Source organism: Corynebacterium tuberculostearicum, assembly GCF_030229345.1.
In the GTDB taxonomy this organism is placed as follows: Bacteria; Actinomycetota; Actinomycetes; order Mycobacteriales; family Mycobacteriaceae; genus Corynebacterium; species Corynebacterium tuberculostearicum_G.
Window position 1 is genome coordinate 1 of the sequence record NZ_JASPGP010000001.1, and the last position, 26,869, is coordinate 26,869.

20 protein-coding genes and 1 tRNA gene are annotated in these 26,869 nt (G+C 50.6%); 12 read left to right on the forward strand and 9 right to left on the reverse strand.

Annotation, left to right across the window (positions count from 1 at the left end):
• Positions 1-1,071 (forward strand): IS30 family transposase (locus QP884_RS00005; RefSeq protein ID WP_434736439.1); only part of this gene is annotated, 1,071 nt, incomplete at its 5' end.
• 98 nt (positions 1,072-1,169) lie between these two features.
• Here the strand turns inward: QP884_RS00005 and QP884_RS00010 are convergent.
• Positions 1,170-1,242 (reverse strand) — tRNA-Asn (locus tag QP884_RS00010).
• Between the two features lie 251 nt (positions 1,243-1,493).
• Here QP884_RS00010 and QP884_RS00015 point away from each other — a divergent pair.
• A complete protein-coding gene (locus QP884_RS00015) occupies positions 1,494-2,831 on the forward strand; it encodes a glycosyltransferase family 4 protein (RefSeq protein ID WP_239194325.1) in 1,338 nt (445 codons plus the stop codon).
• Positions 2,832-2,974: 143 nt separating this feature from the next.
• Entirely contained in the window at positions 2,975-4,381 is a 1,407-nt protein-coding gene (locus QP884_RS00020; protein WP_284820021.1) for a glycosyltransferase family 4 protein, read from the forward strand.
• Here the strand turns inward: QP884_RS00020 and QP884_RS00025 are convergent.
• Positions 4,364-5,209, reverse strand: coding sequence for an ABC transporter ATP-binding protein (locus tag QP884_RS00025; protein ID WP_284820023.1), 846 nt, complete (start codon positions 5,207-5,209; stop codon positions 4,364-4,366). The genes QP884_RS00020 and QP884_RS00025 overlap by 18 nt on opposite strands.
• Positions 5,199-6,143, reverse strand: a complete 945-nt coding sequence (locus QP884_RS00030; protein WP_284820025.1) for an ABC transporter permease — start codon at positions 6,141-6,143, stop codon at positions 5,199-5,201. Before QP884_RS00030 ends, QP884_RS00025 begins: the two co-directional genes overlap by 11 nt.
• 72 nt (positions 6,144-6,215) lie before the next feature.
• Between QP884_RS00030 and QP884_RS00035 the strand changes: the two genes are divergently transcribed.
• From QP884_RS00035 to QP884_RS00065, 7 genes are all read left to right on the forward strand, one after another.
• Positions 6,216-6,992, forward strand: coding sequence for a DUF6270 domain-containing protein (locus tag QP884_RS00035; protein WP_239204528.1), 777 nt, complete (start codon positions 6,216-6,218; stop codon positions 6,990-6,992).
• 10 nt (positions 6,993-7,002) lie between these two features.
• Positions 7,003-8,649: a hypothetical protein gene (locus QP884_RS00040; RefSeq protein WP_284820027.1), complete on the forward strand. Its 1,647-nt coding sequence runs from the start codon at positions 7,003-7,005 to the stop codon at positions 8,647-8,649.
• 23 nt (positions 8,650-8,672) lie between these two features.
• The gene (locus tag QP884_RS00045; protein ID WP_284820028.1) at positions 8,673-10,553 is read left to right on the forward strand and encodes a glycosyltransferase family protein; all 1,881 of its coding nucleotides are present in this window, start codon (positions 8,673-8,675) and stop codon (positions 10,551-10,553) included.
• Positions 10,554-10,676: 123 nt separating this feature from the next.
• Positions 10,677-11,942: a UDP-N-acetyl-D-mannosamine dehydrogenase gene (wecC, locus tag QP884_RS00050; RefSeq protein ID WP_284820030.1), complete on the forward strand. Its 1,266-nt coding sequence runs from the start codon at positions 10,677-10,679 to the stop codon at positions 11,940-11,942.
• Positions 11,943-11,950: 8 nt separating this feature from the next.
• A complete protein-coding gene (locus tag QP884_RS00055; RefSeq protein WP_284820032.1) occupies positions 11,951-12,871 on the forward strand; it encodes a hypothetical protein in 921 nt (306 codons plus the stop codon).
• 9 nt (positions 12,872-12,880) lie between these two features.
• Positions 12,881-15,091, forward strand: coding sequence for a glycosyltransferase (locus tag QP884_RS00060; RefSeq protein ID WP_284820034.1), 2,211 nt, complete (start codon positions 12,881-12,883; stop codon positions 15,089-15,091).
• A 56-nt stretch (positions 15,092-15,147) separates the two neighbouring features.
• Positions 15,148-16,947, forward strand: a complete 1,800-nt coding sequence (locus QP884_RS00065; protein ID WP_284820036.1) for a hypothetical protein — start codon at positions 15,148-15,150, stop codon at positions 16,945-16,947.
• A gap of 53 nt (positions 16,948-17,000) precedes the next feature.
• On the opposite strand, the gene QP884_RS00070 is transcribed toward QP884_RS00065, so the two are convergent.
• Together QP884_RS00070 and QP884_RS00075 are read right to left on the reverse strand one after the other, a co-directional pair.
• Positions 17,001-18,164, reverse strand: a complete 1,164-nt coding sequence (locus tag QP884_RS00070) for a hypothetical protein (RefSeq protein WP_239194310.1) — start codon at positions 18,162-18,164, stop codon at positions 17,001-17,003.
• 168 nt (positions 18,165-18,332) lie between these two features.
• The gene (locus QP884_RS00075; protein WP_284820039.1) at positions 18,333-19,376 is read right to left on the reverse strand and encodes an ATP-grasp domain-containing protein; all 1,044 of its coding nucleotides are present in this window, start codon (positions 19,374-19,376) and stop codon (positions 18,333-18,335) included.
• Between the two features lie 334 nt (positions 19,377-19,710).
• Between QP884_RS00075 and QP884_RS00080 the strand changes: the two genes are divergently transcribed.
• A complete protein-coding gene (locus tag QP884_RS00080) occupies positions 19,711-20,655 on the forward strand; it encodes an NAD-dependent epimerase/dehydratase family protein (protein ID WP_284820041.1) in 945 nt (314 codons plus the stop codon).
• A gap of 48 nt (positions 20,656-20,703) precedes the next feature.
• Here the strand turns inward: QP884_RS00080 and QP884_RS00085 are convergent, their stop codons facing one another.
• A complete protein-coding gene (locus QP884_RS00085; protein WP_284820043.1) occupies positions 20,704-21,309 on the reverse strand; it encodes a hypothetical protein in 606 nt (201 codons plus the stop codon).
• Entirely contained in the window at positions 21,299-23,296 is a 1,998-nt protein-coding gene (locus QP884_RS00090; protein ID WP_239278650.1) for a glycosyltransferase family 2 protein, read from the reverse strand. The genes QP884_RS00085 and QP884_RS00090 overlap by 11 nt, the downstream gene beginning before the upstream one ends.
• A 734-nt stretch (positions 23,297-24,030) precedes the next feature.
• On the opposite strand from QP884_RS00090, the gene QP884_RS00095 reads away from it, so the two are divergent.
• Positions 24,031-24,936, forward strand: coding sequence for a UTP--glucose-1-phosphate uridylyltransferase (locus QP884_RS00095; protein WP_284820046.1), 906 nt, complete (start codon positions 24,031-24,033; stop codon positions 24,934-24,936).
• 183 nt (positions 24,937-25,119) lie between these two features.
• On the opposite strand, the gene QP884_RS00100 is transcribed toward QP884_RS00095, so the two are convergent.
• Together QP884_RS00100 and QP884_RS00105 are read right to left on the reverse strand one after the other, a co-directional pair.
• Complete coding sequence (locus QP884_RS00100) at positions 25,120-26,268, reverse strand: hypothetical protein (RefSeq protein WP_284820048.1); 1,149 nt, start codon at positions 26,266-26,268, stop codon at positions 25,120-25,122.
• A gap of 383 nt (positions 26,269-26,651) precedes the next feature.
• Positions 26,652-26,792, reverse strand: a complete 141-nt coding sequence (locus QP884_RS00105; RefSeq protein ID WP_284820050.1) for a hypothetical protein — start codon at positions 26,790-26,792, stop codon at positions 26,652-26,654.
• Positions 26,793-26,869 lie beyond the last annotated feature (77 nt).

The following is a 26,869-nucleotide window of genomic DNA, read 5'->3' on the forward strand; positions in this document are numbered from 1 at the left end:
CAGGTACTCGAGTACGTTGATGGTCGCCAAGCAGTTCCAGTCCAGGTTATTTCCCAACAGCGTATCGATAGGCGTATTTCTTCGCGCTATCTATCGATAGAAGAGCGCGAGCTCATCTTTGATCTTGACCGGCAAGGCAAAGGTGTACGTGAGATAGCTCGGCGTCTTCAGCGCTCTGCTGGAACTATCAGCAAGGAACTTAAACGCAACCGGGATGAGTTTGGGGTATATCTTCCCACGTATGCGCACCGTAAATCGGTGTTGCGTAGGTTTAGACCGAAAAAGCGCAAGATTGATGCCAATCCACGCTTGCGTGAGGTGGTTTGGGAAATGGTGAAAGACAGGTACTCGCCAGAGCAGATTTCTGGGCGGTTGCGCAGTTGCTACCCCGGTGATGAGACTATGTACGTGTGTCCTGAAACGATTTATCAATCTCTGTATTTCCAGGCTAAAGGCGAGTTGAAAAAAGAAATCGCTGCTGCACTGCGTCGCGGTCACGCCCAACGTCGACCTCGTGGCACGCGCAGCGCCCGTAAGCGGTTTGTTGACCCTATAGTGATGATTTCCGACCGGCCAGCAGAAGTAGACGACCGAGCCGTACCAGGTCATTGGGAAGGCGACCTCATTTTAGGCGCGGGCAATAAGTCTGCAATTGGAACTCTCGTAGAACGAACCACGCGCTATGTCATCTTGCTGCATCTACCTAATGGGCATAATGCTACCGAAGTAAATGCAGCACTTACTAAAGCGATCACTGGCTTGCCAGATCATCTCAAAGGCTCACTTACCTGGGATCAGGGAAGTGAAATGGCCTGTCATAAGGCCTTTTCTGTAGCGACAAACTGTCCCGTGTTCTTTTGCGATCCTGGCGCGCCGTGGCAGCGGGGCACCAATGAAAACACCAACGGACTACTTAGGCAGTACTTCCCTAAAGGAACAGACCTAAGCGTCCATAGTGCAGCGGACCTAGAATTCGTCGCCATGCAACTCAACCGCCGCCCCCGCAAAACCCTGGGCTTTCAAACACCAGCCGAGAAAATGGCAGCACTGATAAACTCAACCGAAACATAGGAAGTGTTTCCACGACCACTAGAATCCGCCGCATAGGCAAAAACGAAGAAACCCCCTCCCACCAGCGTATTTGCTGATAGAAGGGGGTAAATTATTTGCTCCTCCAACTGGGCTCGAACCAGTGACCCTTCGATTAACAGTCGAATGCTCTGCCAACTGAGCTATGGAGGAATACATGCTGTACGTCGAACTCTGTGTTCTCTGTGCAACGAGGAATAACTATATAGGGTTCATGCGATTTCAACAAATTGCCAGCACACGGCGGTAAAATGACTGAATTCGTTGTCCTTATGTAGCGGGAACGCGTCAGGAATGGGTCAGGACTCCACTCACGGGGGTTCCTGTGCAAAAATGGTGGGTAAGAAGACTAGTTCTATGGGAACCAGTAAGCTGGAAATAGTGGCTCAGTACGCTATTGAGGCTTGAGAGCGACGGATTTAGTACTAACGAAAGAGAGAAAATTGCGGATCCTCATCATTTCGCAGTATTGGTCGCCAGAAAGTAACGTGCCGCAGCGTCGCTGGGAATGGATCGCTAGCATTCTAAAGTCTCAAGGCCACGAGATTAGAGTCATTGCTCCTCCGCCGGCTTCTGTTCGACGGGCCTCTATTAAGCACTGGTGGAGCGCATCTCTTTTCCGTCCTCGAACAGAAGAAGAAAAGAATGACGCCGTAGATTTAGTCATCCGGAGTGGGTTTATCCCGTGCGGTGGCTCATTGATACAGCGTGCAATCGGTCAAGCAGGCATCGCTCTGGGGTCTCTCTATGCAGTACTAGTAGAGTTTGGCTTTCGGAAATCTTGGAAGCCTGAATTGGTTATAGGTACAGTGCCGGCTTTGCCAACCGCCGTGGTCGCCTTTGTAGCAGCGAAAATCTCAAGGGCGAAATTGGCTATCGACTTAAGAGACGCCTGGCCCGACCTCTTAGCCTATTCGAGTGAGTGGAATAAGGGGATCAAGAGTGCTTCGCTAAAGCATAAAATCTTGAGCAGAGGGCCGATTCAGTTCGTTAGTTTTGTGGTTGCTAGGACTCTCTACTACGTCTTGGGGAAAGCCCAAGGTGTCATTTTTACGGCAGAAGATTTGAAATTAGATTTTCAGAACCGACCTCAGCTGCGGAAGAACTCAAAACTTCTGAACAATATGGTTACTATCCGGAATGTTTTTCCCCGAGAGGGATTGGGGCAGAAGAAGGCTCCAGGCTCAGGGGAAGGACCTCTAAAGGTGCTGTATGCCGGCACTATAGGTCGCGCCCAACGACTTCAAAACGTGATTGATGCAGCGGTGATCGCGGCGGAGCGTGGAGTGCCGATTGAGCTAAAGTTCGTGGGCGCAGGAGATGCTCGCTTGTCAGTAAAAGATTATGCAAAGCAAAGAAAAGTTCCCGCAACTTTCATTAAGCGGAAGTCAGCTGACTCCATCTCAGACTATTACGACTGGGCAGATACCGCGCTTGTCCATTTAACTGATTGGAAGCCATTAGAAAGAACTGTTCCCTCTAAACTGTTCGAGCTTATGGAGTACGGGGTGCCAATAACAGGTGTTGTAGCCGGGGAATCGGTCAGGTTGATCGAGTCCTTGGAAGCCGGTTATGCGGTTCCTCCCGAGTCGCCGGAAGCTCTAGCGAACCTGTGGTGTGCCTTAGCTCAGGGCGAATTGTCTCTCAAGGCTAGCGAAAGAGCTAAACATTGGGTTGAGAACGAACAGAACAACGTTGTGCCCAGCTTGATTGCTAAGTTCTTGAAGCAGATGGAGTCATAAGCATGCCGGCTGGAATTGGTCGCTCGGTCATCAAATTTTGGTCCATCAATGTTGTGGGACTTGTACAGGATCCTGTGCGATTTTCGAATCAAATGGTTGAATTCGTGCGCTTAAACTCAGAGTCCAAGGTAGCCCGAGCATGTGTGAAGGGGGCGCACTTTGTACTTTCGGCAATGAGGAGCCCCGGGTACGAGACCGCCGAGGCCGGGGAATTGAGTAGGGCGATAAAACAGCTGAAAAAGGCGCCATTCCTTAGGCCATTGACGTTTTCGTTTGAGAGATATCTCCGCGGGAAACTTTTGCAACTCCAGTCAGTTGAATGCTTTGAGGGAGCAGTTGAACGCAGCGGTAGCGCAGCCGCCCCGCGGGTACTGTTTCATTTCACGAATGCATTGCCCTATACCCAATCTGGATACACGCTTCGGTCTAAAGCACTATTCAAGAGTCTAAGGGCAAGGGGAGTAGAAGCGTTTGCTTGTACGCGCTACGGATATCCGGAGAATATCGGTAGATTCCATCATGGTCCATATTTTGTCAACGATGGTCTCGAATATTTCGTGTTGGGCTCCTTATTTGCTCCGTTTTCAATTACTCGCCAGGAGGATCTGGCCGTCCGCCAACTAGTAAGACTCGCGAAGGAAAAGCAAGTAAACATACTTCACACCACCACCCCATACACAAACGCGCGCGTGGTGGCTCGCGCAGCCGCTCTACTTGACGTCCCATGGATCTATGAGGTCCGAGGCGAGCCCGAGAGCACGTGGGCTTCGCAGTCTCCAGACCCAGAAAAACGCCGCAGCTCGGAGTTTTTTGAATTAGCGCGTCAGGCCGAAACAGCGGCGATGATGGCTGCAAATCAAGTAATAGCGTTAAGTGAGGTGTCGAAAGAGGACCTAACGCGTCGAGGCGTTCCAGAATCGAAAATCAAGGTCGTTCCGAACGCTCTGGAAGCTGATCAGCTTAAAACTCATACTGACAAAGCGCACGCCCGAAAACGATTGGGCCTAGGCGACGAGTTCTTAATCGGTGCAATTACCTCAGTCGTGGATTACGAAGGGCTAGACATTGCTATAGCTGCGATGAAGGAGATTCCAGACGCAACTCTCATTATCGTAGGAGATGGAGTGGCTCGACCAGGTCTTGAAGACCTAGCCGATGAGCTTGATTTGAATGATCGGGTTGTCTTTACTGGTAAGCAGCCGGCTACTGATATTCACCTTTGGTACGCTGCCTTGGATGTGTTCGTGGTACCGCGGCGAGACGTTGAAGTTTGTAGGAAAGTCACTCCGCTTAAGCCGCTACAGGCGATGGCCTGCGGAGTACCGGTAATCGGAACTGACCTACCAGCGTTAAAGGAAATCACCGGTGGATTAATGGTTGAAGTTGAACCGGATAACCCCTCCGCGCTGGCCAAATCAGTTGATTTAGTCCGGCAGGGGGAACTCATCGTGAATCCTCGGGAGCTTGAAGAATGGGCCAAGAAGCGATCATGGGAGCGGAATGCGCACATCTTGGAGGGTCTGTACTTAGAGCTACTGAGGGGAAGATGAATGGGTCAAAAACTTTGCGGCCTCAGAATCCAGTAGGATTTTGTGCGGCTTAAACGCCTTCCGTTGCCGCTTGATGATGCGGTCAGCTTCTTCAAGTTTTCCTGTACTAACTCTGTTTCCCCAGACACGGTAAGTTGTAGTTACGGTTTCCGCATCTCCGTCAGCAATCATGTCGCCTTCGTGCAGCCATATAGCACGAGTGCAGTGCGTTTGAATTGTCGCGGCACCATGAGACACGAGAAAGACTGTTCCGGATCCAGCGAGAAACTCGTCCATACGATCCTTAGCCTTAGCTTTGAACGTGGAATCTCCGGTGGAAAGGGCTTCGTCAATTAGCAGTAGCTCGCGTCGAACTGCTGTAGAGATCGCAAAAGTCAGGCGAGATTTCATGCCCGACGAATAAGTCTTTAAGGGACGATCGATTGCAGACCGGAGATCCGCCCAATCGATAATCGGATCCACTAGCTTCGAAGATTCCGCTGGGGTTAGCCCCATTGCCAAGAGGCCTAAATTAATATTTTGGCGACCGCTTAAATTCGATTGGAGAGCCGCCCCGACACCGAGCAAGGTGGGCTGGGAGGAAACAAACACGTCGCCGGAATCGGGCTTTGATGACCCAGCAATCATTCGTAGAAGGGTTGACTTTCCTGAGCCGTTTTTACCCAGGATGCCGATCGATTCTCCAGAATAAGCTACAAAGCTAACGTCTTTTACTGCTTCCACAGTATGCTTCGAAAGTTTTTTGGATAAAACATGCTCAGAACCGGAGCCATTAAGGTAGTAAGACTTCTTGAGGTTACGAGCGACAACCGTTGGGTTATTTGACAACTGCGTACCTTTCCTCGGCTTGCCAAAAGTAGAAGTATCCAATAATCAATAGCCCGAATGACCAAGCTGCAATATACAGCCAAGTGCCTAAGGGCGGTACCTCACCGTCCAAAACCAGTTGCCGTACGGCGGTAAGAAACTGGTAAATGGGATTAGCTTGCATGATCTCTTGAATATGGGGATTTTTATCAAATTTGCTCAGATCGAAGAATACACCCGAGATGAAAAAGAGACCTCGATTGATGATTCCCACTACTGACTTTAGATCCGGGATGAATGCTGTAGCTCGTCCCACAATGAACATGCAACCGAGCGAGAAGCAGTGGATTAAGAAATACAAGGGAACCACTAGAATGATGGTCCAAGGAATTCCTTTATCGAGCTGAAAGAGAAGTGCGCCTATTATCGCAACCATGGCGGGGATTGCATGGTCGATCATTTGCTTAATAGTCGTTGAAATAGGGACGGCTGCTGTGGGGAAGTTAAAACTGCTAATCAACCCTTTTGATCCACGGATGATGGAAGTGCCAGCTGACAAACCGCCGGTTGCGAATTTGAGGTAAATTACACCGATTGTTAGGAAGCCAATGAAATTGTCCATTCCCCTAGATACGTGAAGAACGTAGCCGAAAATGAAAGCGTAGACTGCCACGTCTAGGATCGGTTGAAGGATAAGCCAAGCGCGTCCGAGGAACATATTTCTACCTCGGCTAAGCGATTTACTGCGTGCATAAGCCAAGATGAAATGTCGGCGGTCAAAAAGACGACGAGTATAAGACGCTAGGTTATCTCGGCTCCGTAGGTTATATAACTGGGAATCGTCAACGAGCTCCAATTTGCGGATACTAGCGTTTTTAACGCGCTTGGGCTTTTCTTGGTTTGCGTTGGTCCCCTCGGGAGCACTGTCGCTGTCGTTGTTCAATTGTGATTCCACAATTTCTCCACTGTGATGATTGCTCTATAGTTACGGTCTAAGCTGTCACTGAGGATAGTCTAGAATCATCGTATGCAGTTAGGAAACTTTGAGCCGGCATCTTCCAAAGAAGAAGCCACGCCTGTCCGTACCTTTATCTTTGGTGGGTGTGTGAGTCGGGACACTGTTGAGTTTGCGAAGCACACCGACTTCAAGGTGCTCCGCTATGTGGCGCGTCAGTCTCTTCTTTCCGTGGGCTCAGACGCGAAATCCAATATTCCTGATTTCAAACTGAAAAGCTCTTTCCAGCAGCGCATGTTAGAGAGTGATTTGTCGGGAAACCTCATGCGCGAGATATCGAAGAAAAACGGTATTGATGTTTTTGTCTGGGACTTGGTCGTTGAACGGACCGGGGTTTGGGAGTTCCCAGATGGGAGCATTGCTACCAATAGCGCGGAACTCAGGCGGCTGGAGGGCATGCCCCAAATTCTGAAAAAGGCCAGAAAGATTCCTTTCGGGTCCGCCGAGCACTTCCAGCGTTGGCAGGGGGCTGCAGCTTTGTTTACTGAGTTTTTGGATTTTCTTGGGTTGAAGCAAAAATGCCTAGTCTTGGCACCGGAATGGGCCGAGTATCGCTCAGATAATAAGAAGACTGGCCGGATACGTGGTTTATCTGCCTCGCAGTATAATGAGATGTTCCGTAGATATTACGTGGTTCTAGAAAGGCTGGGGATTACTGTGTCAAGGATCGACGGCACAGTAGCTGACGAGAACCATAAGTGGGGAAATGCACCATTCCACTTCACTCGTTCGGCGTATGCTTCGATGGAGTACGAGATTAAGAAATCAGTGCACCAGACCAGGAATTAGCGGCATAGATATGAAACTAGAAGGTTTGCTGGCTTCCTTGCTGAAGGGAGCTCGTCAAATCCCGCACGGTATTAGAGCGCGAGTATACCGGGGGCGTTCCAGAGTCGAAGCGACTGTGGGTACTCGCTTTCTCGGACCGGAATTAGACGAAAACGCGAAATCCACCCTGCAAGGAGCTTGGCGCGGGTTGTCAGACGCTGCGGTGGGAGAGAAACGGCGAACGTCTAGCAATAGCGGGGAAGTGCGGGCTTTTTCGCGTGGATATGAGTTCAGCACCCAAGGGTTTCTTCAACCACCGCCTTCACCGCGTTGGAAGGAGCTGGCTCTAGGTGAGGGGTGCCTTCGGGTTGAAGAAAACCTTCCTGTTGCATTGGCCCAGAAACGTGGGGTCTCAGTTGCCGTGCTGGGGGTTGCTATCGACTCGGAGGAAGGAATAGCTGATAGTGACCTCATCGCTGACCGTATTGCTGATTTAATATTGTCTGGAAATAGCCTCGAGGCGATCGATGAGTACGTCCTGTGGCTAGGGGGCCGGTTCGTCCTTATCGCCGGGTGTGAAGACCAGTGGCGTATTCACGTAGATGCAATGGCAAGCAGAAGTTGTTACTGGACCGTCAGAAATAAACAACTCTTCGCTGCATCGCATTCTGCGTTGGTCGCTAGAGAGATAGAAGAATTCTCGAGGAAGCGGGCATATTGGGTTCTTTCAAATCCTGACTATGTGAGTGCTGCGGGAAAATGGTTGCCAGGCCGCATTACGCCGCATGATTGCACCGAGCTAGTAAGTGCTAATTGTGTGCTGTCTTTTGACGGGGAAAGGGCCCTGCACTCCCGCATTTTCCCATTGGAAAAACACCGAGTATCCGCGGAATATTCGCCAAAAGAGGTCGCTCGCATTCTGATTGGTGAGCTTAGGGTGCAGACTTCGGCGTGGCTCAATACCTCTGATAAAACCTATCTCGCTTTGACCTCAGGCCAAGATTCTTTGGTAGTGCTGTTGTCGTGTATTGATCTTTTCCAAAAGCACTTCACCAAAGCTATGACCTACATTTTCGCGGAGAGAAAGGATCCTTTAGGGATCAATGACCTCCAAGGGGCCAATTTCCTAGCTATGCTGTCTGGTCTGCAACACAAGGTAGTGAAAGTGGAACCGTTCATTTTTGAAGGAAAGTTTGCTTCCGCGTACAAACGATCGTTTCCTACTTGGGCTCGTTTTCCGGCTTTAGCCAAATCTTTGTGGCAGAACTTCCCCAAAGAATCCGTAGTCCTTTTTGGGATCGGTGGTGAAATCGGCACAGTCTTTTATAAAGATAGGACCGAGAGTCCGGTTAACGGCGAAATCCTAGCCGGAAAGTTTACGACGAGTAAATTCTCCTCCAATTCTCGCCTTGTCGCAGAGATGGAGGAGTACATAGCTTATACCCAGCTAGATTCAGTCTCCCCGTCGCTTGCAAGCTTCTACGACCTCTTTTATTGGGAAAATCGAATGACCAGTTGGGCGGCTGCGGGATACTCCGAATATGAGTTAGGGCCCTCAATAGGTCTTCCGTTCAATACTAGGAGAATAATCTGGCCAATGCTCAACTTGTCGTACGAGAATCGGTTAAACAAAGTAGTGTACAAAACAATAATTCGTTGGAGTGGGTGGCCTCTGTGACTCAAAATGGAAGATTAAACAAGATGGTGAATAAAACTGAATATTATTTTAAACGGGCGCGTCAGGTGGCCCGAGATGAAGGCTCTTCTGAATTAATACGCCAGACTAAAAGGCGATTTAACGTAGGAACGGTAAGCAAAAGGACCGCTACGTTTGACCCACTGGCAGTAACCGCCCAAGGGAAAACTAACAGGACAAGCCCATTCAAGGACCTACGCGTTGGCGTAATCATGGATGAATTTTCTCTCCTGGCATGGGGAGAGGAATTTTCAATCGTGCCAATCTTGCCTGGGGAAGAATCGAAACTTAAATCCTATGAGCTTGATTTATTCTTGGTCGAGAGTGCTTGGGACGGAAATGGAGGAGCCTGGAAGTACCAATTGACTGGCGGTTCCGCTCCCAGCACCGCGCTTTCCGTGATCGTCGAGCAATGCAAACAACTTGGGATTCCTACGGCCTTCTGGAATAAAGAGGACCCTCCCCATTTTGAGGAATTCTTAGATACTGCGCGATTGTTTGATTTCGTGTTTACGAGCGATGTCAATTTGGTAGATGCCTATAAGCACGCGTTGGGGCATGATCGAGTGTGGCCTTTGAGCTTTGCTGCTCAGCCTGCGATTCATAACCCTATCCGGACTGATATGCCTAACTATCAGAAAGGAGACGTGGCTTTTGCAGGCATGTATTTTGCTCACAAATATCCAGAACGCCGTGAGCAAATGGAGATGCTGCTGGGCGGAGCTATGGACGCATCAGGGCATCTTGAAGACGGTCTCCGTATCTTCTCTAGATTCGAGGGAAAAGACGAGCGTTATCTCTTCCCGCAGCCGTTTTCCCAAAGAGTCGTGGGGTCTCTGCCGTACGAAAAAATGATTGCGGCTTACAAGAATTTCAAAGTCTTCCTAAATGTGAACTCTGTAGTTGACAGTCCCAGTATGTGCTCCCGTAGAGTGTTTGAACTTCTTGCTTCTGGCACGCCTGTAGTCTCTACATGGAGCAAGGCACTTGAGGAGACTTTTCCTTCTACTGAATTAGTGCTTGTAGATAGTAGGGAAGAAGCCACGTTGTCTATTCGTGCCTTGGTTAATTCTCCTGAGTTGAGAGACAGGCTGGTACATCGGGCGCAAAGAAGGATCTGGGAGAGCCATACCTATGCAACTCGGGCAATGGAGATTTTGGAACGAGTTAGTCCCTCTGAATTTGAAGGTCTGAAGACTAAACCAAAAGTTAGTGTTATTTGCTCTACGGTGCGGGAAGGGCAATTGAAGCATGTATTTGAGCAGGTAGGGCGGCAATCCGGAGTGGATGTCGAGCTGATTTTGGTTCTGCACGGGATTCAAGTTGGTGACAAGGAGATTGCAAACTTCGCTGAGGAGGCGAAAGTTCATCGATACCGTGTACTTAGGGAGGAGCAAAGTTCCTCGCTAGGGGAGTGCCTAAATGCAGGTATCGCTGCTTCGTCAGGCGATTTCATTGCTAAGTTTGATGATGATGATTTTTACTTTGCTTCATATCTTTTGGATATGTATAACTCGTGGTCCTTTTCTGGTGCTGACCTGGTAGGAAAACAGGCAAACTATGCGTTTTTGGGCAATGAAGACTTGCTAATAGTGAGGCGGCCGGAGAGGGAGCATCGCTGGACGAACTTCGTAGCTGGCCCTACTTTCTTCGGTCCCCGCAGTACGTTTGCGGAAAATAAATTTGAGGCGCGTTCCCGAGGGGAAGACACTGCTTTTATTCGTTCTCTTTTGAGGAAAGGGGGGAAAATATATTCCACAGACCGCTTCAACTTTGTTCAGATGAGAAATGCTGGACAGCATACTTGGGAAGTCTCAAATGCATCGTTCTTGGCTAATGGGCAGGTCGTGGGTATTGGTCGGAATTTCGAGGCTGTTGAATGCTAGATGGTCCGCGTGCTCCCCAAGGGTTTTCGATGTAGGAGCGTCCCCTTTGTGGAATAATATACCGCGGTTCTATAACGCCGAATTAACATTTGAAAATACTTTTTCTCCCGAGGAGGGGTTTTAGTGAGCATTGAAGAGAAGCAATTGGGACCCATAAACAAGGTTTGTGTTGTTGGGCTGGGATACATTGGTCTCCCGACTGCAGCTTTTATTGCTGATTCTGGTATCTCCGTATTGGGGGTGGACATCAATGAGCGCCATGTGGAGAAAATCAACAATGGTGAGATGCCCTTTTTTGAACCTGGCTTCGAAGCTTTATTAAAAAGCGTAGTCGCCGATGGACATCTCAAAGCTGATACAGAAGTAGCAGAAGCAGACGCGTTTATTGTGGCTGTCCCGACGCCGTTCAATGATGACTATTCAGTCAATATGGCCTACATCGAAGCGGCAGCGAAGAATATTGCTCCTGTGCTTCGACCGGGGGCGCTCGTGGTCCTAGAATCAACCTCTCCTCCAGGGACCACTGAAAAGATGGCTGAAATTCTTGTAGCCGAAAGGCCGGACCTATCGACGGATCCTGAAAGTGCGAACCGTCTCTTAGTCGCACACTGCCCTGAGCGGGTACTACCGGGCAAGATTATGGAGGAAATGGCAGCTAATGACCGAGTTATCGGTGGTCTAAATCCCCTGTCGACGGATAGAGCGAAACAGCTATACTCCTCTTTCTGTAATGGCGAGATGCTATTGACGAATGCAACAACCGCTGAGATGGCAAAGCTGACCGAGAACTCGTTCAGGGACGTGAATATTGCCTTTGCAAACGAGCTGTCAATCATCTCAGACAAGCTTGGAATTGATGTTTGGGAATTGATTGAACTTGCCAACCATCACCCACGAGTCAATATTCTGAATCCGGGCCCTGGTGTGGGTGGCCACTGCATTGCAGTTGATCCTTGGTTCATTGTTTCTTCAGCTCAGGAGGAAGCCAAGCTGATCCGTACGGCGAGGGAGGTCAATGACGGCAAGCCTGCTTACGTTATTGCCAAAATTACTGAAGCAGTCGAGGCCGAAGGCGCAGATTCAATCGCCGCACTGGGAATAGCATTTAAGCCGGATATCGATGATTTGAGAGAATCCCCTGCTCTGTCAATCGTCCAACAAATGGCCGAGAAGTGGCCGGAGAAGAACATCCTAGTAGCTGAGCCTAATGTGGATGAGCTGCCCGAGAGCCTAGCCGCGTATCAAAACGTGCAGCTAGTTGACGCTTCTCACGCGATATCTTCAAGCCCCGTGGTTGCTGTCTTAGTGGACCATACACCTTTCAAGAGCCTCGAAAAGAGCGTCTTGGAAGGAAAGAATGTCGTTGACACGCGTGGCATGTGGAGCTGATCCTAGGGATGAAGAGGTTGGAATCTGGCAAGTCGCTTGCAAGTCTTGCCGCGTTAGCCGCTGTGTTGTTAATTGCCGCGGTGCTGTCAAGCAACTTGGTTCGCACCGGGCTGTTGATTTTGGCAGTCGTTGTAGCGGCTTTGATCTTGATTTTAAGCGTTTCTTGGGCACGACGAGTAGAGGCACAACGCCGACAGGATTACCGCAACGTAATGTCCGTTGCTAAAGAGCTGTCGCTGCTCCGAAACATGTCGGGTAGTATAGCCAAATCGCGAGAGAGTCAACGCTTTCAAGAAGAACAACTAACCCAAATCAATTCCGCGGTCGAGGAATGGCGCCACGGGGAGACGGGCTCAGGGGGCGCAATCTCAGAACCTCTATCGTATTTTTCCCCTAGGCGTATCTCTGCATCGAAGCCCGTGGAAAAACCCAACTCTCATGTGGCTGGGCGACAGGCGGCGCTGCAAGACACTGGTGAGGGGTCCAAGGAAAAGCTACGGGAACTCCTTTATCCTTCCAACGAAATGACTCGGGTAGTGGCCGTTTTGGGCTCTTCCGACCTCCGTGAAAGTCTCTCGGGCTTCTGCTCCGTCCGGAAAATAGATTCTGCCGTTGATCTAGCGAAGGTAGGGAACGACATTTCCTGTCTTGTTATCGAAGAGGCGTCTTTAACCTGTGGTCGCTGGTTTGGGAGTCTGTCAGCTCAAGGGACGCATCTTTTTCAGGAGCTCCATAGCCAGATTGTGAAAGCGCAACGAAAGAATAATGTCCTTACTGCGGTTGTGGCTAATGCACCGGCCTCACATATGACGAGCGTTTTGCGTGACACCGCTGATGTTGTGCTTCCTAAGAAACCAAGACAAGATTCTCGGGGCGCTGAAATGGCGAACCCAGTGATAAAGGCTATCGACGCATACGCGTGTAAGTGAGGTTAAGAAGTGAGCACCGCTGTAGTTTATGGGGACATCAGCCCGAATGTTGTAGATGGCTCGTCGATCTGGCTCATGTCAATAACCGAAACGCTTTCAAAGACATGCGATGAGGTCCATCTCCAGCTCAAAATGAAGCCGGATAACTATCGTCTCTTACAGTCCGTAGACAAAATTGAAAACGTCGTCCTACATCTTCCTCCGGACACCAGTTCTCCACTCAACGAGGAAGCCGCGGTTCCTGTCCTCGAATCGTTGGTCGAGAAAGTCGGTGCTGACATCCTCGTTTCTCGAGGACTGAATTTGGCACACACATTAAGTCGCTCTTTGACCTTGGCGCCGATACTTTGGGCTTATATAACGGATCTTCCTTTCCCGATTACCAAGCTTTCTAAAACCAATGTAGGCCGTTTGCAAAGAATCTCGGCGAACTCTCGGAGAGTATTTGTACAAACTGAAGCGGCCCGAAGCTATCTAGAATCGATCGCTCCATTCGCGGCAGGGAAGACCTGCTTGATGCTCCCGATGGTACCGAGTGAGGCGTTTTCCAAGGAGAAACGCGGGGAGAACTACGAACAGTCGGACAAGCTCCGCATTGTCTATGCGGGAAAGATGGCTAAGGACTGGAAGACACTCGAAATGCTGGAGATTCCCAAGCATCTGAGAAAGTTGGGAATCGACTCAGAGCTATTAGTTGTCGGAGACAAGATAAATAGGGATAAGAGAGATCCTTCTTGGCACATTCAGATGAAAGATGCGCTAGAGAAGGCAGCGGCAGATGCTGATAGCGGAGTTGAATGGTTAGGTGGTGTATCTCGGGATGAATCCATGGCAGCCATTTCGTCCGCCCATATTGGATTAGGTTGGCGGACAGCGGTACTAGATTCAAGCCTTGAGGTTTCCACAAAGGCGCTAGAATATTCTGCCCTTGGAACTCCTGCCTTAGTTAATTTTAACGATGACAGCCGTGCTCTGTTCGGTAGCGATTATCCATTCTTTATTGATGCGCAAGCTACTGCCGTGGATGCCGCAAAGGTCATAGCTAAAGCCGCAAACTCTATTGACCTAATGAGCCCACAGGTTCGGGGTAAGGTAGTAAACTTTTCAATGGATTCAGCGGTAGAGCGTCTAACTGGCTACTTCGAGGCGGCCGGCATAGTCCGTTCTAGTAAGCGTGCGGTGCCTATGGATGCGATTAAGGTCGTAATCGCATCCCACGATTTCAAGTTCATGGGCGAATTAGTGGATGCGCTTGAGAAGGATCCACGGTTCATACTCGAGAAGGACGTGTGGTCGTCTCTGCATCAGCATGACGAAGAACGCAGCCGAAAACTAGTCGATTGGGCGGACGTTGTATTTTGCGAATGGTGTGGTCCGTCAGTTCGCTGGTATGCAGAGCATAAGCGAGCAGGGCAGAGGCTAATTAGTCGTCTACATGGATTCGAACTTCGTGGTCCCGGTCCATGGATGAAGGAAATCGACTGGCAGGCCGTGGACGAATTGATTTTCGTTTCGCAGCATTACGAGGAATTGGCGCTGGAACGACTTCCGCTCCAATCCACGGCTACTCGGGTAATTCCAAATGCAATTGATTTAGTGGACTTTGACCGGGAAAAGCTTTTTGGTGCTCAGTTCCATATTGGTCTGGTCGGCTACGTTCCCTTCTTGAAGCGACCAGATAGAGCTGTTTCATTTTTTGAAGAGCTATTGGAACAAGACGACCGGTACATCCTTCACATAAGAGGCAGGGCCCCATGGGAATACCCTCACGAATGGAGTAAGCCGCTGCAGAAGCAGTTGTATCTAGATTTTTTCTCATCTATTGCCTCGAACGAGCGACTACGGGATCACGTAGTGTTTGAAGATTTTGGGCCAGATATGGCGTCTTGGTTTAGGAAGATCGGCATCGTGTTGTCGCCAAGTGATGAGGAAAGTTTCCATCTTGCGCCTGCAGAAGGAATGGCCTCGCGTGCAGTCCCCATCGTGTGGGAGAGAGACGGGGCGAAGAACATTTTTGGCCCGTATGTAGATGGAGGTAGTGACCTCGCAATCGATCGCGTACTCGCTCTACGCGAACCGGAGACGTTTAACGAAGAGGGCCAAAAAGCACGCGAATACGCCTCCCGTTGGGGAGTTAAGAAAAATATTTCCGAATGGATCGACGCCTTGACAGGGCAAAATGCCGCCGTCATGGGGTCGGAGCCTACGGAAAATATCTAGGAGCTAGGATGTCCATATACCTTTTGGCGGTGCCTAAGAAGAAGCTTCGCTCTACCGTGGCTGACGACCTTGTAGAGCATAATTCCGAACTGATACGTCGATGCTTCCAAAAATACCGCAGTTTGGTCAGTGATCACTATCGCAGTGAAATAAAAGTTTCCACACCGGGACAGCACGGAACATCATCTATAGGTGTTTGGAAGAGAACGAGCGAATCGAACCGCGTCGTCGCAAAGAAGGACTGGTGGGCTCATTCTAGCGGCCAGGATGTTTCCGAGCTCTTACTAGAGCAGGTGGCTAGGCGCGGCGGCGAGATTGTTTATACCAATCCCGTTTGGGGCAGTTATACGGCAATCTGGGGTGAGCGATATCGCGATCGGGTCACACTTTGGAACACAATTCCGGCTCTAGAAGCAGTCCACTATACAGAGACGGAAGATTATGTTTTCGCCAGCAACCGGCCACTTCTTGCTGCAGTAGCAAGAGCAGAGGGAGAATCTTCTTCAGTAGCATTGGAAACTGACTTTTTAGATCAGTATTTGATGTTTGGGTTTAACCTCGATGCTGTTTCTCCGTTTGAAGGGGTATCTACGATTGCAGTGGACGAGGCACTAGCGATTGAAGGCGGAGAATTAAAGATTATACCTCGTCCAGCAGGTCTAATCGCTAGTCTCCCTAACATTCACTCTGAAGAGGAAGCAGCTGAAGCACTTGCCGACGCGCTAAAGGCCTCTACTCAGAGAGCATTAGCGAATTTTTCGGGCAAGAACGTTCAACTAAGAATGAGTGGCGGTAAAGACAGCCGGCTATTGCTCGGACTAGTTAAGGACTCGGAGCAATCTGTCTATGGGGTAACCTTTGGCAAGCCGAATGATGAAGAAGTCCGAGTGGCGCATAGTTTGTGCCGAGCAGCTAAAAAGAACTTGGAAGTAACTGCACCAGCCCCAGTTGATCGGTCAAGCTTGGCGGAAAAGGTTGATCGAACAATTCTCATGTCTGATGGCATCCCGGCTTCTGAACCGCATACTTCTATTTATTATGGCTCCTCGCCGCGTGTTGCCGGTGACGCAATCATGCTGGGGCAGTGGCCCCTAATGAAGGGCGGTCAGGCAAAGAAGCTGCACTATTCTGAGTCGGGCTTGCAAAACGCTTTGCGACGACAAGCTGGGTGGTTCGTAAACGAGGGGATCAGAGCGCAGTACGCTTATTTTCTTGAACAATGGCAGCGTGAAGTAGAGACGTCTATCGACCTCGAGTACTTGTATCTCTTTGCCCGAAACTTTAGGTCGGGACGTTGGTTGCATGCACACATTAACCTTTACGAGCGTGATGCAGTCATTGCTTATCCAATCGCTGATGAAGAGGTAGCTGCGATTTCTGACGCCATGACGATGTCAGAGAAGGTTTCACAGCGTGTTCTCTTTAGGGCCTTAGAAATGATTTGGCCCGAAGCGAACCGCATTCCTTTGTCCAACGGCAATAAATGGCGGTTTGAGAGTGCTGGTCCGGCGGAGAATCTTGGAGAAGACTCCTTTGCCGAGCGATATGCCGAACTTCCTGCTCATGAGAGCGATGAATTCCTACAGGTGGATCCTCGGCTTAAAGATTCAAAAGCGATAGAGTACACCAAAGCTGTGGCCGTTCAGATGGCCAGTGAGTTGGTGGAATCTGCTAACTGGGATCTGCTCATTTCAAAGGTCACTCCCGAATTTGGGAAGATCTTGGAAGCGGCCGCAAACGGAGAACTTATCGTTCCCGAAAAGTCGTCTCAAAGAGAGATCGTGAAATTCATTTGGCGTTTGTACGTGGCTGACCGTTGGCTGCGGAAGGAATGGCTAGCGGCGAAAGATGACTAGCCCAAGGCTGTAGGTCGGTGAACATGATGTGCTCATGCTCACCGACCTCACTTTTAGTCTTGGGTGGGAAATAGCTGCAGCTTTAGTTTGCAGAAGTCATGGCGAGAAGAAAGCATCTGCTTTTCTTTCAATGAGAAGGTCTCTTCTGTGCCTTTTGCAAACTTGTGCTGGGCGTAGTACGAGTCCAGATAGTGCGCGATGGGGTTTATAGATTCCCCGTAAGTGGGGTAGATAAAGGATGTCGCGTGAGGGAAAGAGTTGACTTCCAAAACTCGTGGCATGTCGTCTTTCAAACTACGCACCATGATATCGACGCCGCCAGTGTATAGACCCGGAATCGCGGCAACTGCTCGGACAGCGGTGTCCCTAATTTCCTCCGAAATGATATCGGTGATATTTGCAGTTTCAGCACCGAAAGAAATATTAGAGATTGCGCTGAGGAGAACGCGTTCTCCTGCTTCGGGAATATCGGAGAAAGACAATGAATTGGAGCGCATGAACGCTTCCATGTTCGCGTTTCGGCGAAGAAGCCGCTTGCTTCGTGCGCGGTCCTTCTGACGCTCTTCATTCTTAAGCGCCATCAGTTCTTCGATATTGTGGGTTCCGTCGCCGGTAACGTAGGCAGGGATTCGGATGATTGAACCGAAAAACTCTCCCTCCACAACGGTGACGCGCAATTCAAAGCCGTCAACCATTTCTTGGACAATTACCGAGGGCTCTCGCTTTCGTTCCTTTTGCATCTCCACGCATTCGTGGAAGCGCTCTTTGAAGTCCTGTTCAGTAACGTTGAGAAAAACTCCGAGACCTTGGGAGAAGCTTGGTGCTTTGACCACAACTTCCCTCCGGCCTTGAGCAAAAGCGGTGTCGAAGGCTTTGTCAGCCTCGTCCGGTCCAAAAACCTGGTACCAGGGAACATTAATGCCAGCAGTGTGCAGGATTTTTTGTGTTTTTACTTTGTTCTGGCAGATTCGCCCAGCTGTCTTAGTGCAGGTAGGTACGTTCCAAGGAGTAACTACTCCGATGGGTGCATCTGCAGAATCCTTTAGAGTGATATACGGACGGTTCTTTTTCGAGCGGTCAATATGGAAATTGCGCCCCGAGCGGCGGACAGTCCGAATCCACGCGTTGTGAATGCCTGTGGTGTAGCCATCTTGCCAATAATTTTGTTCAAGGCTGGGCAGAGAGTCCAGAATATGGTTTAGGTGCTCGGTACGCATGTAGTTCCAATCATCTGAGCTAGGAGTGGGTTGCTTATCGCACAGATTCTAGCAACGAGGGCAGGCTGACAAGTTAGTTCGCCTTGGTTCTCACTATTAAGCCCGAGGCAGTGCAGAGGTTCAGCGGTGTTACGCCGACCCAGCAAAGCCTAGAGTCTTAACTAGTGCCTAAGAGTAGAGCAGCTGTGTTCGCTCGATCTGGTCGACAATGTAGCTAGCCGCATTAACAGGCTCTCCGTAGCTTACATAGTGGTGAATGTCGAAGAAAGGCTGCGTATTGATTTCTAGAACTGTGATGTCGGCGTCAGGCTGTAGGGAAGAGGTGAAAATGTCTACTCCCACTGTTCCCGTTCCTGGGAAAGCCCGAGCAGCGCGCTCCGCAACCGCGATGTGTTGACGAGAAATTTTATCGATGACATTAAGCGTGAAGCCGCCTCCACCTACGGAGGATATTGGATTTAGAACGACTACTTCGCCGTGCTCGGGCACTTGCTCGAGTGTCCAAGGGCTTTCGGCTAGCCAATCTTCATCTATGTTGATCTCCGTAGATTTTAGGTAAGCATCGGCCTGTCGGCGTTGGAGCTCGAGATCCACCAGTTCTTGAACCGTATGCTTCCCGTCACCTACTACAAATGCGTTTAGCCTAGAGCAAGCAACGCGTACACGGCCACCGATGACTAAGACGCGAATGTCGAAACCAGCGAAGTATTCTTCGATTACAATTTCATCGCCGTAGCCGCTGTCAGCTGCTTTAGTCCAAGCTTTTTCAAACGACTCGGTATCTTTGATATTGAGAGACACGCCTCGCCCTCGGGTACCGCCATTCGGTTTAACCACGACAGGGCGATCTTGCGCCTTAAAATATTCGAGGGCCTCAGCCTTAGTGGCTGAATTGAACTTCTGGCCGTTAGGCGTCGGCACGTTATTGGCTTGAAGGGTCAATTTTGTGGCCTGTTTGTCGTTGGAAACCCTTCTAGCGAACATGCTCTGGGTAGAAGGGCCGTGGTAAACGGTTCCTCCCACCGTTTTACCGTTATTCAAAAATATCCATGTGCCGTCTTTGACTTTTTGGGTCTCCCAGCCGCGGGACCTCGCTTCGCCCAGCATAAGTTTTGTGCGGGACTTAATCCGGTCATAAGTATTGATTGGCAGCTTTGGTTTCAAAATTTCGTCATTTACCAAAGCAATTAGGTTTCTAGGATCATTGCTCACGTAGTCATAGTACATTTAAGGTTCTCGCTTTTGCACCGACTAACTCACTAAGGCCTACTCACTAATTCGCCCCATCGATGAGCCTGAAAATCTCCGCAACACGTGCGGCGTGAGTGGAGGCAGTTCCTTGAGCTTTCATAAGATGCTGTCTCTGATGTGGCGGGGCTTCTATGCTTGGTCGGTAGAGCCCTGAGAGCATTTGGCTTATAGCATGTGGTCCTTCACGCTTATGGCAGACGAGGATGGGTGAAGGAGAAGGGGGAGTAATCCCTGGTCCTCTTTGTGGTCACAGTTAATTGGCAGGGAATTTTGAAGCGGTGCTATTGTTAAGGACATGCGCGCTCTAGTTACCGGAGGAGCCGGGTTTATCGGTTCTCACTTGGTGGATCTACTTGTTTCTGAGGGACACTCTGTGTCTGTGTTGGACAATTTTTCATCGGGTCGGAAAGTCAATCTAGAATCCGCCATGAAATCCGGAACAGTTGAAATCATTGAAGGCGATATAAAGAATTTTGATTTCGGTACCTTCTTCCAAGAGCATCCCACTGATGTTGTGTTCCACCTTGCGGCCCAGATTGATGTGCGGCATTCGGTGGCAGACCCAGTTGAAGACGCTGAGTCGAACATTATTGCAACGATCAAACTGGCAGATGCGGCCCGCCGCAGTGGTGTACAGAAAATCGTTCACACCAGCTCCGGGGGATCGATTTATGGCAGGCCCGAAAGTTTTCCTGTAAGCGAGGATAATCCGCTCGCTCCCGAGTCCCCCTACGCTGCCAGCAAAGCTGCCGGCGAACTATATCTGGAGATGTTCCACCGGTTGTATGGCATCAGCGTAAGTTTCGTAGCGCCGGCTAACGTTTATGGTCCACGCCAGAACCCCCATGGTGAAGCCGGGGTCGTTGCGATTTTCAGCCAGCGGCTTCTGAGCGGTAAACCCACCAAGGTATTTGGTTCGGGCTCCAATACTCGTGACTACGTGTACGTCAAAGATGTTGCTCGAGCTTTCTATTTGGCGGCTACCACACCCGGTGACTTCGGGCGTTTCAATATCGGTACGGGAGTGGAGACTAGCGATAGGGAACTACACACAGCAGTAGCGAAGGCGGCGGGTGTGGCCGATGACCCGGAGTTTGCCCCGGCTCGATTGGGCGATGTTCCTCGTTCTTCGCTAGATTCTTCAAAAGCAATAAGGTGTTTGGGCTGGCAGCCGGAGTATGACCTTGGGCGGGGAATCGAGGAAACCCTTGATTATTTCCGTGGCCTCGGCGCTGAATAGAGTTAAGGGCTCTCGCTAGAACTTGCGAGAGCCCTTATTTCTGTGCGGTTAGCCCTGTGTAGCCTTAAAACCCAAGCGGACGCTTGAAAGAAGCTCGGCTATTCGGTTCTCTTCACTTTCGGCAAGATTAGCTCGGACACACACAGAATCGGCGTTCAGATCCTCAGCGAAAAGAACGGCGATTCCTACTAGCGGGGCTACGTCTTCGGGGGTTTCCTGAAACACAAAGGCGTTAGAAGAAACCATGAGCGAATCGAAACCTCTCACTGCGCCAGACCAAGAGTGAGCGGGAAGGACTGAAACCGTACTTTGCTCGTTGCTAACCTCGACTGAGTCGGTGCATAAGAGGTCTCGGTTGCCTATAGGAAGGCCCTTTGGGTAGTACTCAAAAGGCGTTGGGTGAACAGTGATAGGTGATGCTGCCCGCGCAATGGTTTCACCGGTATGAGGGGACATCCACTGCGGGACTGCGAAATCAGAACCTACCCACTTTCCAAAGATGAGATATAGCGCAATGGCCTCGCGGTTCGGGTCAATCTTTTCCGGCAGTTCATCAATGATGACCTTGTTGCTCGGGGGAATAGAGTCGTATTCCGAGAGAACGGCTTCGTAGCCAGTTCGGTTTCCTGGTTCCTGAATTCGTTTAAACTTCATTATCTGCCTCGAAGTGCTTCGGTCCTACTACAAACGCGTTGGCTTTGTTCTCTAGAGTGTTGAACTTGTCGGCGATCAAGCCATGGTCGCCTACGAACACGTCAAACTTGCCTTCCGGTGCGAGCCGGATGAAAAGTGCAAATACTGCATCGGGCTCGCTGGCATTCAGGGAAGGAATGATGCCGTTTGCTAGTACATTTAACGGATCACTAGGTGCATCTCCGTCCGCCAGGGCAACGCTGAATTCGGCCCCACTTTGGCGCAGCTTAACCATATCTTCGTAGCTAGCGGTGAGAATGATTGAAACGTCGGTGATGACTTCCTCGGCTTCGTCTTCCCCGTGTTTTAGTAGATGGACCTTCGTGGCAGTAACTTGGCCGGTCCATTCCGCTTGGGGTAGGGGCGAGGTGACGATTAAATTCTTGGTGCTGAGGTGATCGGGGAGGTAGCGGCGTGCTTCCTCCATCATCTCCTTTTTGTCACCAATCTTTGGCCACTGTGGTGTGGCATTGGCCCGTTCTTCAGCGATTTTGCGCTGTGCTCCGTCATATCGCCAGCGCAAGAAGTTGAGGGTTTCTGCGGCCGCACGCGTTTGATTGCCTACGTCGGTATTAGTTACCTGGCTTGAATGCATACGGCGAAGCGTGAGGGGCTTGCCTGTGTGGGTTACTTTGTAGCCAGAGCGGAGCAGGCGAAGGAAGAAATTGTTGTCTACGCCGCTGGAAAGAGAAGTGTCATATTTTAGCTTTCGAATGACATCTGTTTGCAGCATCCAAGTACCATGACCCGGTGCAGAACCGGTAGGAATGGAACGCTCCGCGGTAGGATTCTTACCCACGAAGAGTTGCATGGTTCCGTCGTCGTGCTCAAAGTTGATGAAACTGCCAACGTTTCCAACGGCGCCGGCCTCGATTCCCTCGAGCTGCCATTGGAGCCGGTGAGGGTGCATGAGATCATCATCATCGATGACGGCAGTGTAGAAGCCAGTGCTTTTCTCGGCTGCAAGGTTTCGTGCAGCCGAAATGCCTTGATTCTCTTGCCAATAGTACTTAATCCGGGAGTCGTTAAATTCGTCTACGACCTGCTTCGTGTGGTCAGAGCCGCCATCGTCGACGATTACGATTTCGAAATCTTGCATCGTTTGGTTAAGTACCGAGAGAATCGTTTCTCTCAGGAAATCTGCGCGGTTGTATGTGGAAATGGCCACCGATACCGCCGGGTTCTCGTCGCCACGGCGATGTTTCCACTGATTGGTATTTCGTACGAACGACTTATCGTGGTGGACGACGGACCTGTTGAAGCGTACGGCTTCTCTTCCTTCGTCGGTTTGGTTAACGGTGTTGATCGTCTTGGGGTGCCACATGTGGTACATGCGCACCTCGGGGTCATCTATCCAGACCGTCCTGTATCCAGCTCGACGGGCGCGTTGCGCGAAATCGAGATCCTCACCGCCGTAGGTGTGAAGGCGTTCATCGAACCCACGAATGAGGTCGAAGCCTTCTCGAGGAATGGCCATCATTCCGCCCATTCCCCAGCGTGGACGTAGCCGAGAAGCTCGTTCCATTTCCTTCCAGCTATTGGGGTGCTCAGCTACCCATGAATCGTCCATTCCCTCGGGAAGGTCTCGGCACTGCAAGAAGTAAGCAGATTGTCCATCCTGTTTAGCTACGGCGGCAATGCGCTCAAATGCCTTAGGCGTGAAAACCATGTCTGCATCGGTAGATACCAGGATTTCGCCGTCCGCGTGCACGAATCCTGCATTAAGAGCTTCGGAACGAGACCAGTAACCTTGGTCCGGCGTAAATACGTATTTCACGCCCAGTCGCTGTGCCAGCCTGCGGTTTGCTTCATGGTCGGTAGAGCCAAAGTCAGAAAGAATTACCTCACCATCGAACTGGCCAAAAGATTGACGGATAGACTCCAGTGCTAGCTCAAGCCGGAGTGCGCCCCAATCGCGGAATCCAATTACTACAGAAATGTCAGTCATTAAGCTGCTCTCCAAAAATAGTAACTACATTTGCCCCAGGCCAATTGGCCGTGACAACTAGTTCGAATGGTGGGGTGGGAATTGGGTTAGCCCGATCCTTCCACTGGACGGGCTCGATGATTACTTCGTCACAGCCTTGGGGCAGTTTGAAGGGGGAGTTGTACGTGGTTTCGCCTCCCTGAGAGCTACTGGAATATCGGTAGAGGGAGTTGAGGCCGGGGCTCCATTTGAGTCCAGTCGATTCTGCCAAAGATTCAGGGTTTTCAATCTTTGGGAAATCGATTTTGAAGGCATAAAAAGCCCAGCGTAAGTCCTTGTCGGTCCGAAGAGCTATGGAACAACTAGTGGCGTCGAAAGGAATGGAAAATATTTTCTTCATAGAGAGAGTCCTTTACTGGTCTAGACCAAGATCTTTAATGATACTGGGCATAGGTGCGACAGGCGAGACAAGGTCGGGACCTGAGATAGGCTTTAATAAAAGCTTGGTCCATCATCGTCCCATTATTTGAGACTCAATCAAATGTGTACTGCCGATGAATTCGAAGCTCTAGTGTTCATCGTTCTAACTAATGCGTGGTCACAGCGCGTCTAGCATACAGAGGCAAAGAACCGTTTGGAGTCTCATTAAGCGTGGGCGAAGCCAGCCCTATTGTCGGCGCGAGTCAGAAATTTGCTTGCCGGAAATCTGGAGGGTGTAACCATGGTCAGAGTGCACAATATAATACGATTGCCTCATGGCTAACTCTCAATCTGTCCGCACCGTCGTAGTCCCCGCCGCTGGTATGGGTACTCGTTTCTTGCCCGCGACCAAGACTGTCCCCAAGGAATTGCTCCCAGTTGTGGACACTCCAGGTATTGAAATGATCGCGGAGGAAGCTGCGGCGGCGGGGGCAGCGAGGCTGGCTATTGTGACGTCGCCAAGCAAAGATGAAGTTCTGCGCCACTTTGATGAGTTCCCGGACCTTGTAGAGATTCTCCGTGCTCGTGGCAAGGATGAGCAGGCGGCAAAGGTTGAGCGTGCCGCGGAGATCATTCATCCAGTTGCCGTAACCCAGGACAAGCCCTTGGGATTGGGGCACGCGGTGGGGCTGGCCGAGTCCGTATTGGATGACGATGAAGACTATTTTGCCGTCATGCTTCCGGACGACGTCATTGAGCCGACTGTAGCCATGAGCGAGATGATTCGGGTACGCCAGGAGCAAGGCGGTTCCGTGTTGCTGGCGGTGGAGGTCGATCCCGCACACGTCTCAAGCTATGGAGTATTCGATATTGAGGCTACTGGCGACGCCCGCGTGAAGAAGGTCGTAGGCATGGTGGAAAAGCCCGCGGTTGAGGATGCGCCGTCGAACTTAGTGGCCACAGGCCGCTACCTGTTGGACGGCGCGATTTTCGACGCCCTCCGCCGCATCAAACCCGGCAAGGGCGGGGAGCTGCAGCTTACCGACGCCATCGATCTGCTCATCTCCGAAGGCCACCCCGTCCACGTCGTGGTCCACGATGGCATCCGCCACGACCTAGGAAACCCAGCCGGCTTCATTCCCGCCAGCGTGGAGTTTGGATTACGCCACCCTAAGTACGGTCGGGCGCTGTTCCGCGATCTGGAAGCAATTATGGAAAAGTACCAGCAAGAGTATAGATAACGAATCTCAGGGAATATTCCCGTCTTGGGTTACTACACCGGTTAGCTGACAACAGGTTTATCTGGCGGGAAGGAACGTACTTCTCGAGAATTTCTTGCTTTTGTTTTCGAAGCGACCTATTCGTTCGAAACTCACTTCTTCGTTAGCGCTTACAGGTTCGAAGCCTGGATGACGAGGTTGTGTCTACTTATCAAAGAGGTGGTTTAAGAACTTACGAGTCGCCTTAGCGTTTTCCCAATCAAACTCTGTATAAGGGGAGAAGCCATAATTTTCTAAACGTGCCAGAAGTTTTCCTGCATCGTTTCTTTGCAAAAACTGGTAGTGGTCAGTATTAGCTTTTAACATGAACCCCATATCGGTTTCAGAAGCGAAGGATATTAGACTATCTGGAACTTCCTGAAATAGGGGCGAAATCAGTTCTAATTTCCCAACTGAGATGAAGTACAAGAGGCTCATAGTGGTGGTGTATGAGTCAGTAACGCTAATTGGTTTGGGCCAATCATTAGGCAGCTCTGGAAGGCTTAGGCCTTCGCAAAACTCTGGCGCCAGGACAGTGGCTATTGCGGTCTTTAAAAACCTCTTGCGATCTGTCTTACCGGCCAGCGATTGGATCGAATCGGTGACGAGCTGCGGATCACTTTGAAGAAGAAGCTTCGCAGTGCCGAGCTCCGTGATTCCATTAGTGACAGGTAATTCCGTTAGGCCCATAAATTCGAGTGGCGCGACCCGCTTAGGAGATTTAACTGGTCGTGAAAAAGTTTCACCTAGGATTGAGCCGAACGAATGCTGTGTGGCCCCGAAGTACTCTGCAGTCAGGATCGCGCCTGTGGCCATAAACGTCCAATGGTTTGTAGCCAATGAACTCTTCTGGGTGGGGGTTCGTCGAATATTCGTTTTGATAACGAGCGGATCGAAGTTGTTGAAGAACTGGGCCTCACGTTCAAACCATCCACCAAAATCAAGTGATACAAGGTGGGCTTCGTTCCCAAGTAGTCGGAGTGCGGCAAATGAGTCGAAGCCTCCAGAGAAGCTTAGAATGCGCCCACCTCCACGAGGGGTGATGGGTGAACAAGTTGATGAGCTACTAACAGGTGCTTTAGTAAACTTTTGTAGTAACACTGAAGTTTCTTCGGCAATAGGAAAGTCGAAGAAGATTGAGTCAAATTTTGTGCCGCAGAGTGTACTCAAAGCCACCGCGATGGCGTTTGTGCTGGGGCGCACTTCGCGGTCGAATTCGTACCACAGTTCGTGCTCTTGGCCTCCACATTTAGCGAGAAGGGAGACGCGGTGATTTGAAACGTCTAATTGACTGAACTCGATAGTGTTTGGCATTTCCTAAACTTTTCAGTGTTCTAAGATTGGGAGTACTGAGTATCAGTCTAGTATGGGCCTAGCCGCCTGAAAGTAAACACGTCGGGGTTAGCTATGTTGTATCGGCCAGTTTAGCTGAAGTGAAAGCTTGGAAGTAGTGGGTAAGTAGATTTCGTAGCGACTAGTTTGGTCGAGATCATTCTCAGACGCGGAGGGAAGTCGTAATGAGGCTTGCGTTGAGTTCCACTGCCCAGTAGGCGGAAGTGTGTGAACAAACGATAGAGCTCCAAAGCGGAACTGCCAACAACGTAAGGGGGCGTCGCTAAGCACCCGCTCCTCTATGCCCGGCTCTAACGAGCTCCCGCACCCGCAGCCAATGCTTGGCTGCGGCTGCGGAGTTTCGATTAGCCGGCGTTGGTCTTCTCTACGGACCAGAATCTCTCCGGGCGCAGGACGGCAGCCTCATGGAAGGGCGGTGCGCCGGTGCGGATGAGGGTGGTGATGTGGGAAGCAGCGCAAAGCGACGTGCGGCAGGCAGGCCACATCGTGTACCACTGCGCGGGCGAGTGGGGCGCGGACTGCGGTTCAAAAGTACTGGGGCAGTGTGAGCGGGGGAAAGGGG

Excerpts from the sequence above, each read along its gene's own strand:
- QP884_RS00080 (WP_284820041.1), top strand. The coding sequence starts at position 19,711 with ATGCGCGCTCTAGTTACCGGAGGAGCCGGGTTTATCGGTTCTCACTTG.
- QP884_RS00095 (WP_284820046.1), top strand. The coding sequence starts at position 24,031 with ATGGCTAACTCTCAATCTGTCCGCACCGTCGTAGTCCCCGCCGCTGGT.
- QP884_RS00070 (WP_239194310.1), bottom strand. The coding sequence starts at position 18,164 with ATGCGTACCGAGCACCTAAACCATATTCTGGACTCTCTGCCCAGCCTT.
- QP884_RS00055 (WP_284820032.1), top strand. The coding sequence starts at position 11,951 with ATGAAGAGGTTGGAATCTGGCAAGTCGCTTGCAAGTCTTGCCGCGTTA.
- QP884_RS00045 (WP_284820028.1), top strand. The coding sequence starts at position 8,673 with ATGGTGAATAAAACTGAATATTATTTTAAACGGGCGCGTCAGGTGGCC.
- QP884_RS00035 (WP_239204528.1), top strand. The coding sequence starts at position 6,216 with ATGCAGTTAGGAAACTTTGAGCCGGCATCTTCCAAAGAAGAAGCCACG.
- QP884_RS00105 (WP_284820050.1), bottom strand. The coding sequence starts at position 26,792 with ATGTGGCCTGCCTGCCGCACGTCGCTTTGCGCTGCTTCCCACATCACC.
- QP884_RS00100 (WP_284820048.1), bottom strand. The coding sequence starts at position 26,268 with ATGCCAAACACTATCGAGTTCAGTCAATTAGACGTTTCAAATCACCGC.
- QP884_RS00090 (WP_239278650.1), bottom strand. The coding sequence starts at position 23,296 with ATGACTGACATTTCTGTAGTAATTGGATTCCGCGATTGGGGCGCACTC.
- QP884_RS00085 (WP_284820043.1), bottom strand. The coding sequence starts at position 21,309 with ATGAAGTTTAAACGAATTCAGGAACCAGGAAACCGAACTGGCTACGAA.
- QP884_RS00040 (WP_284820027.1), top strand. The coding sequence starts at position 7,003 with ATGAAACTAGAAGGTTTGCTGGCTTCCTTGCTGAAGGGAGCTCGTCAA.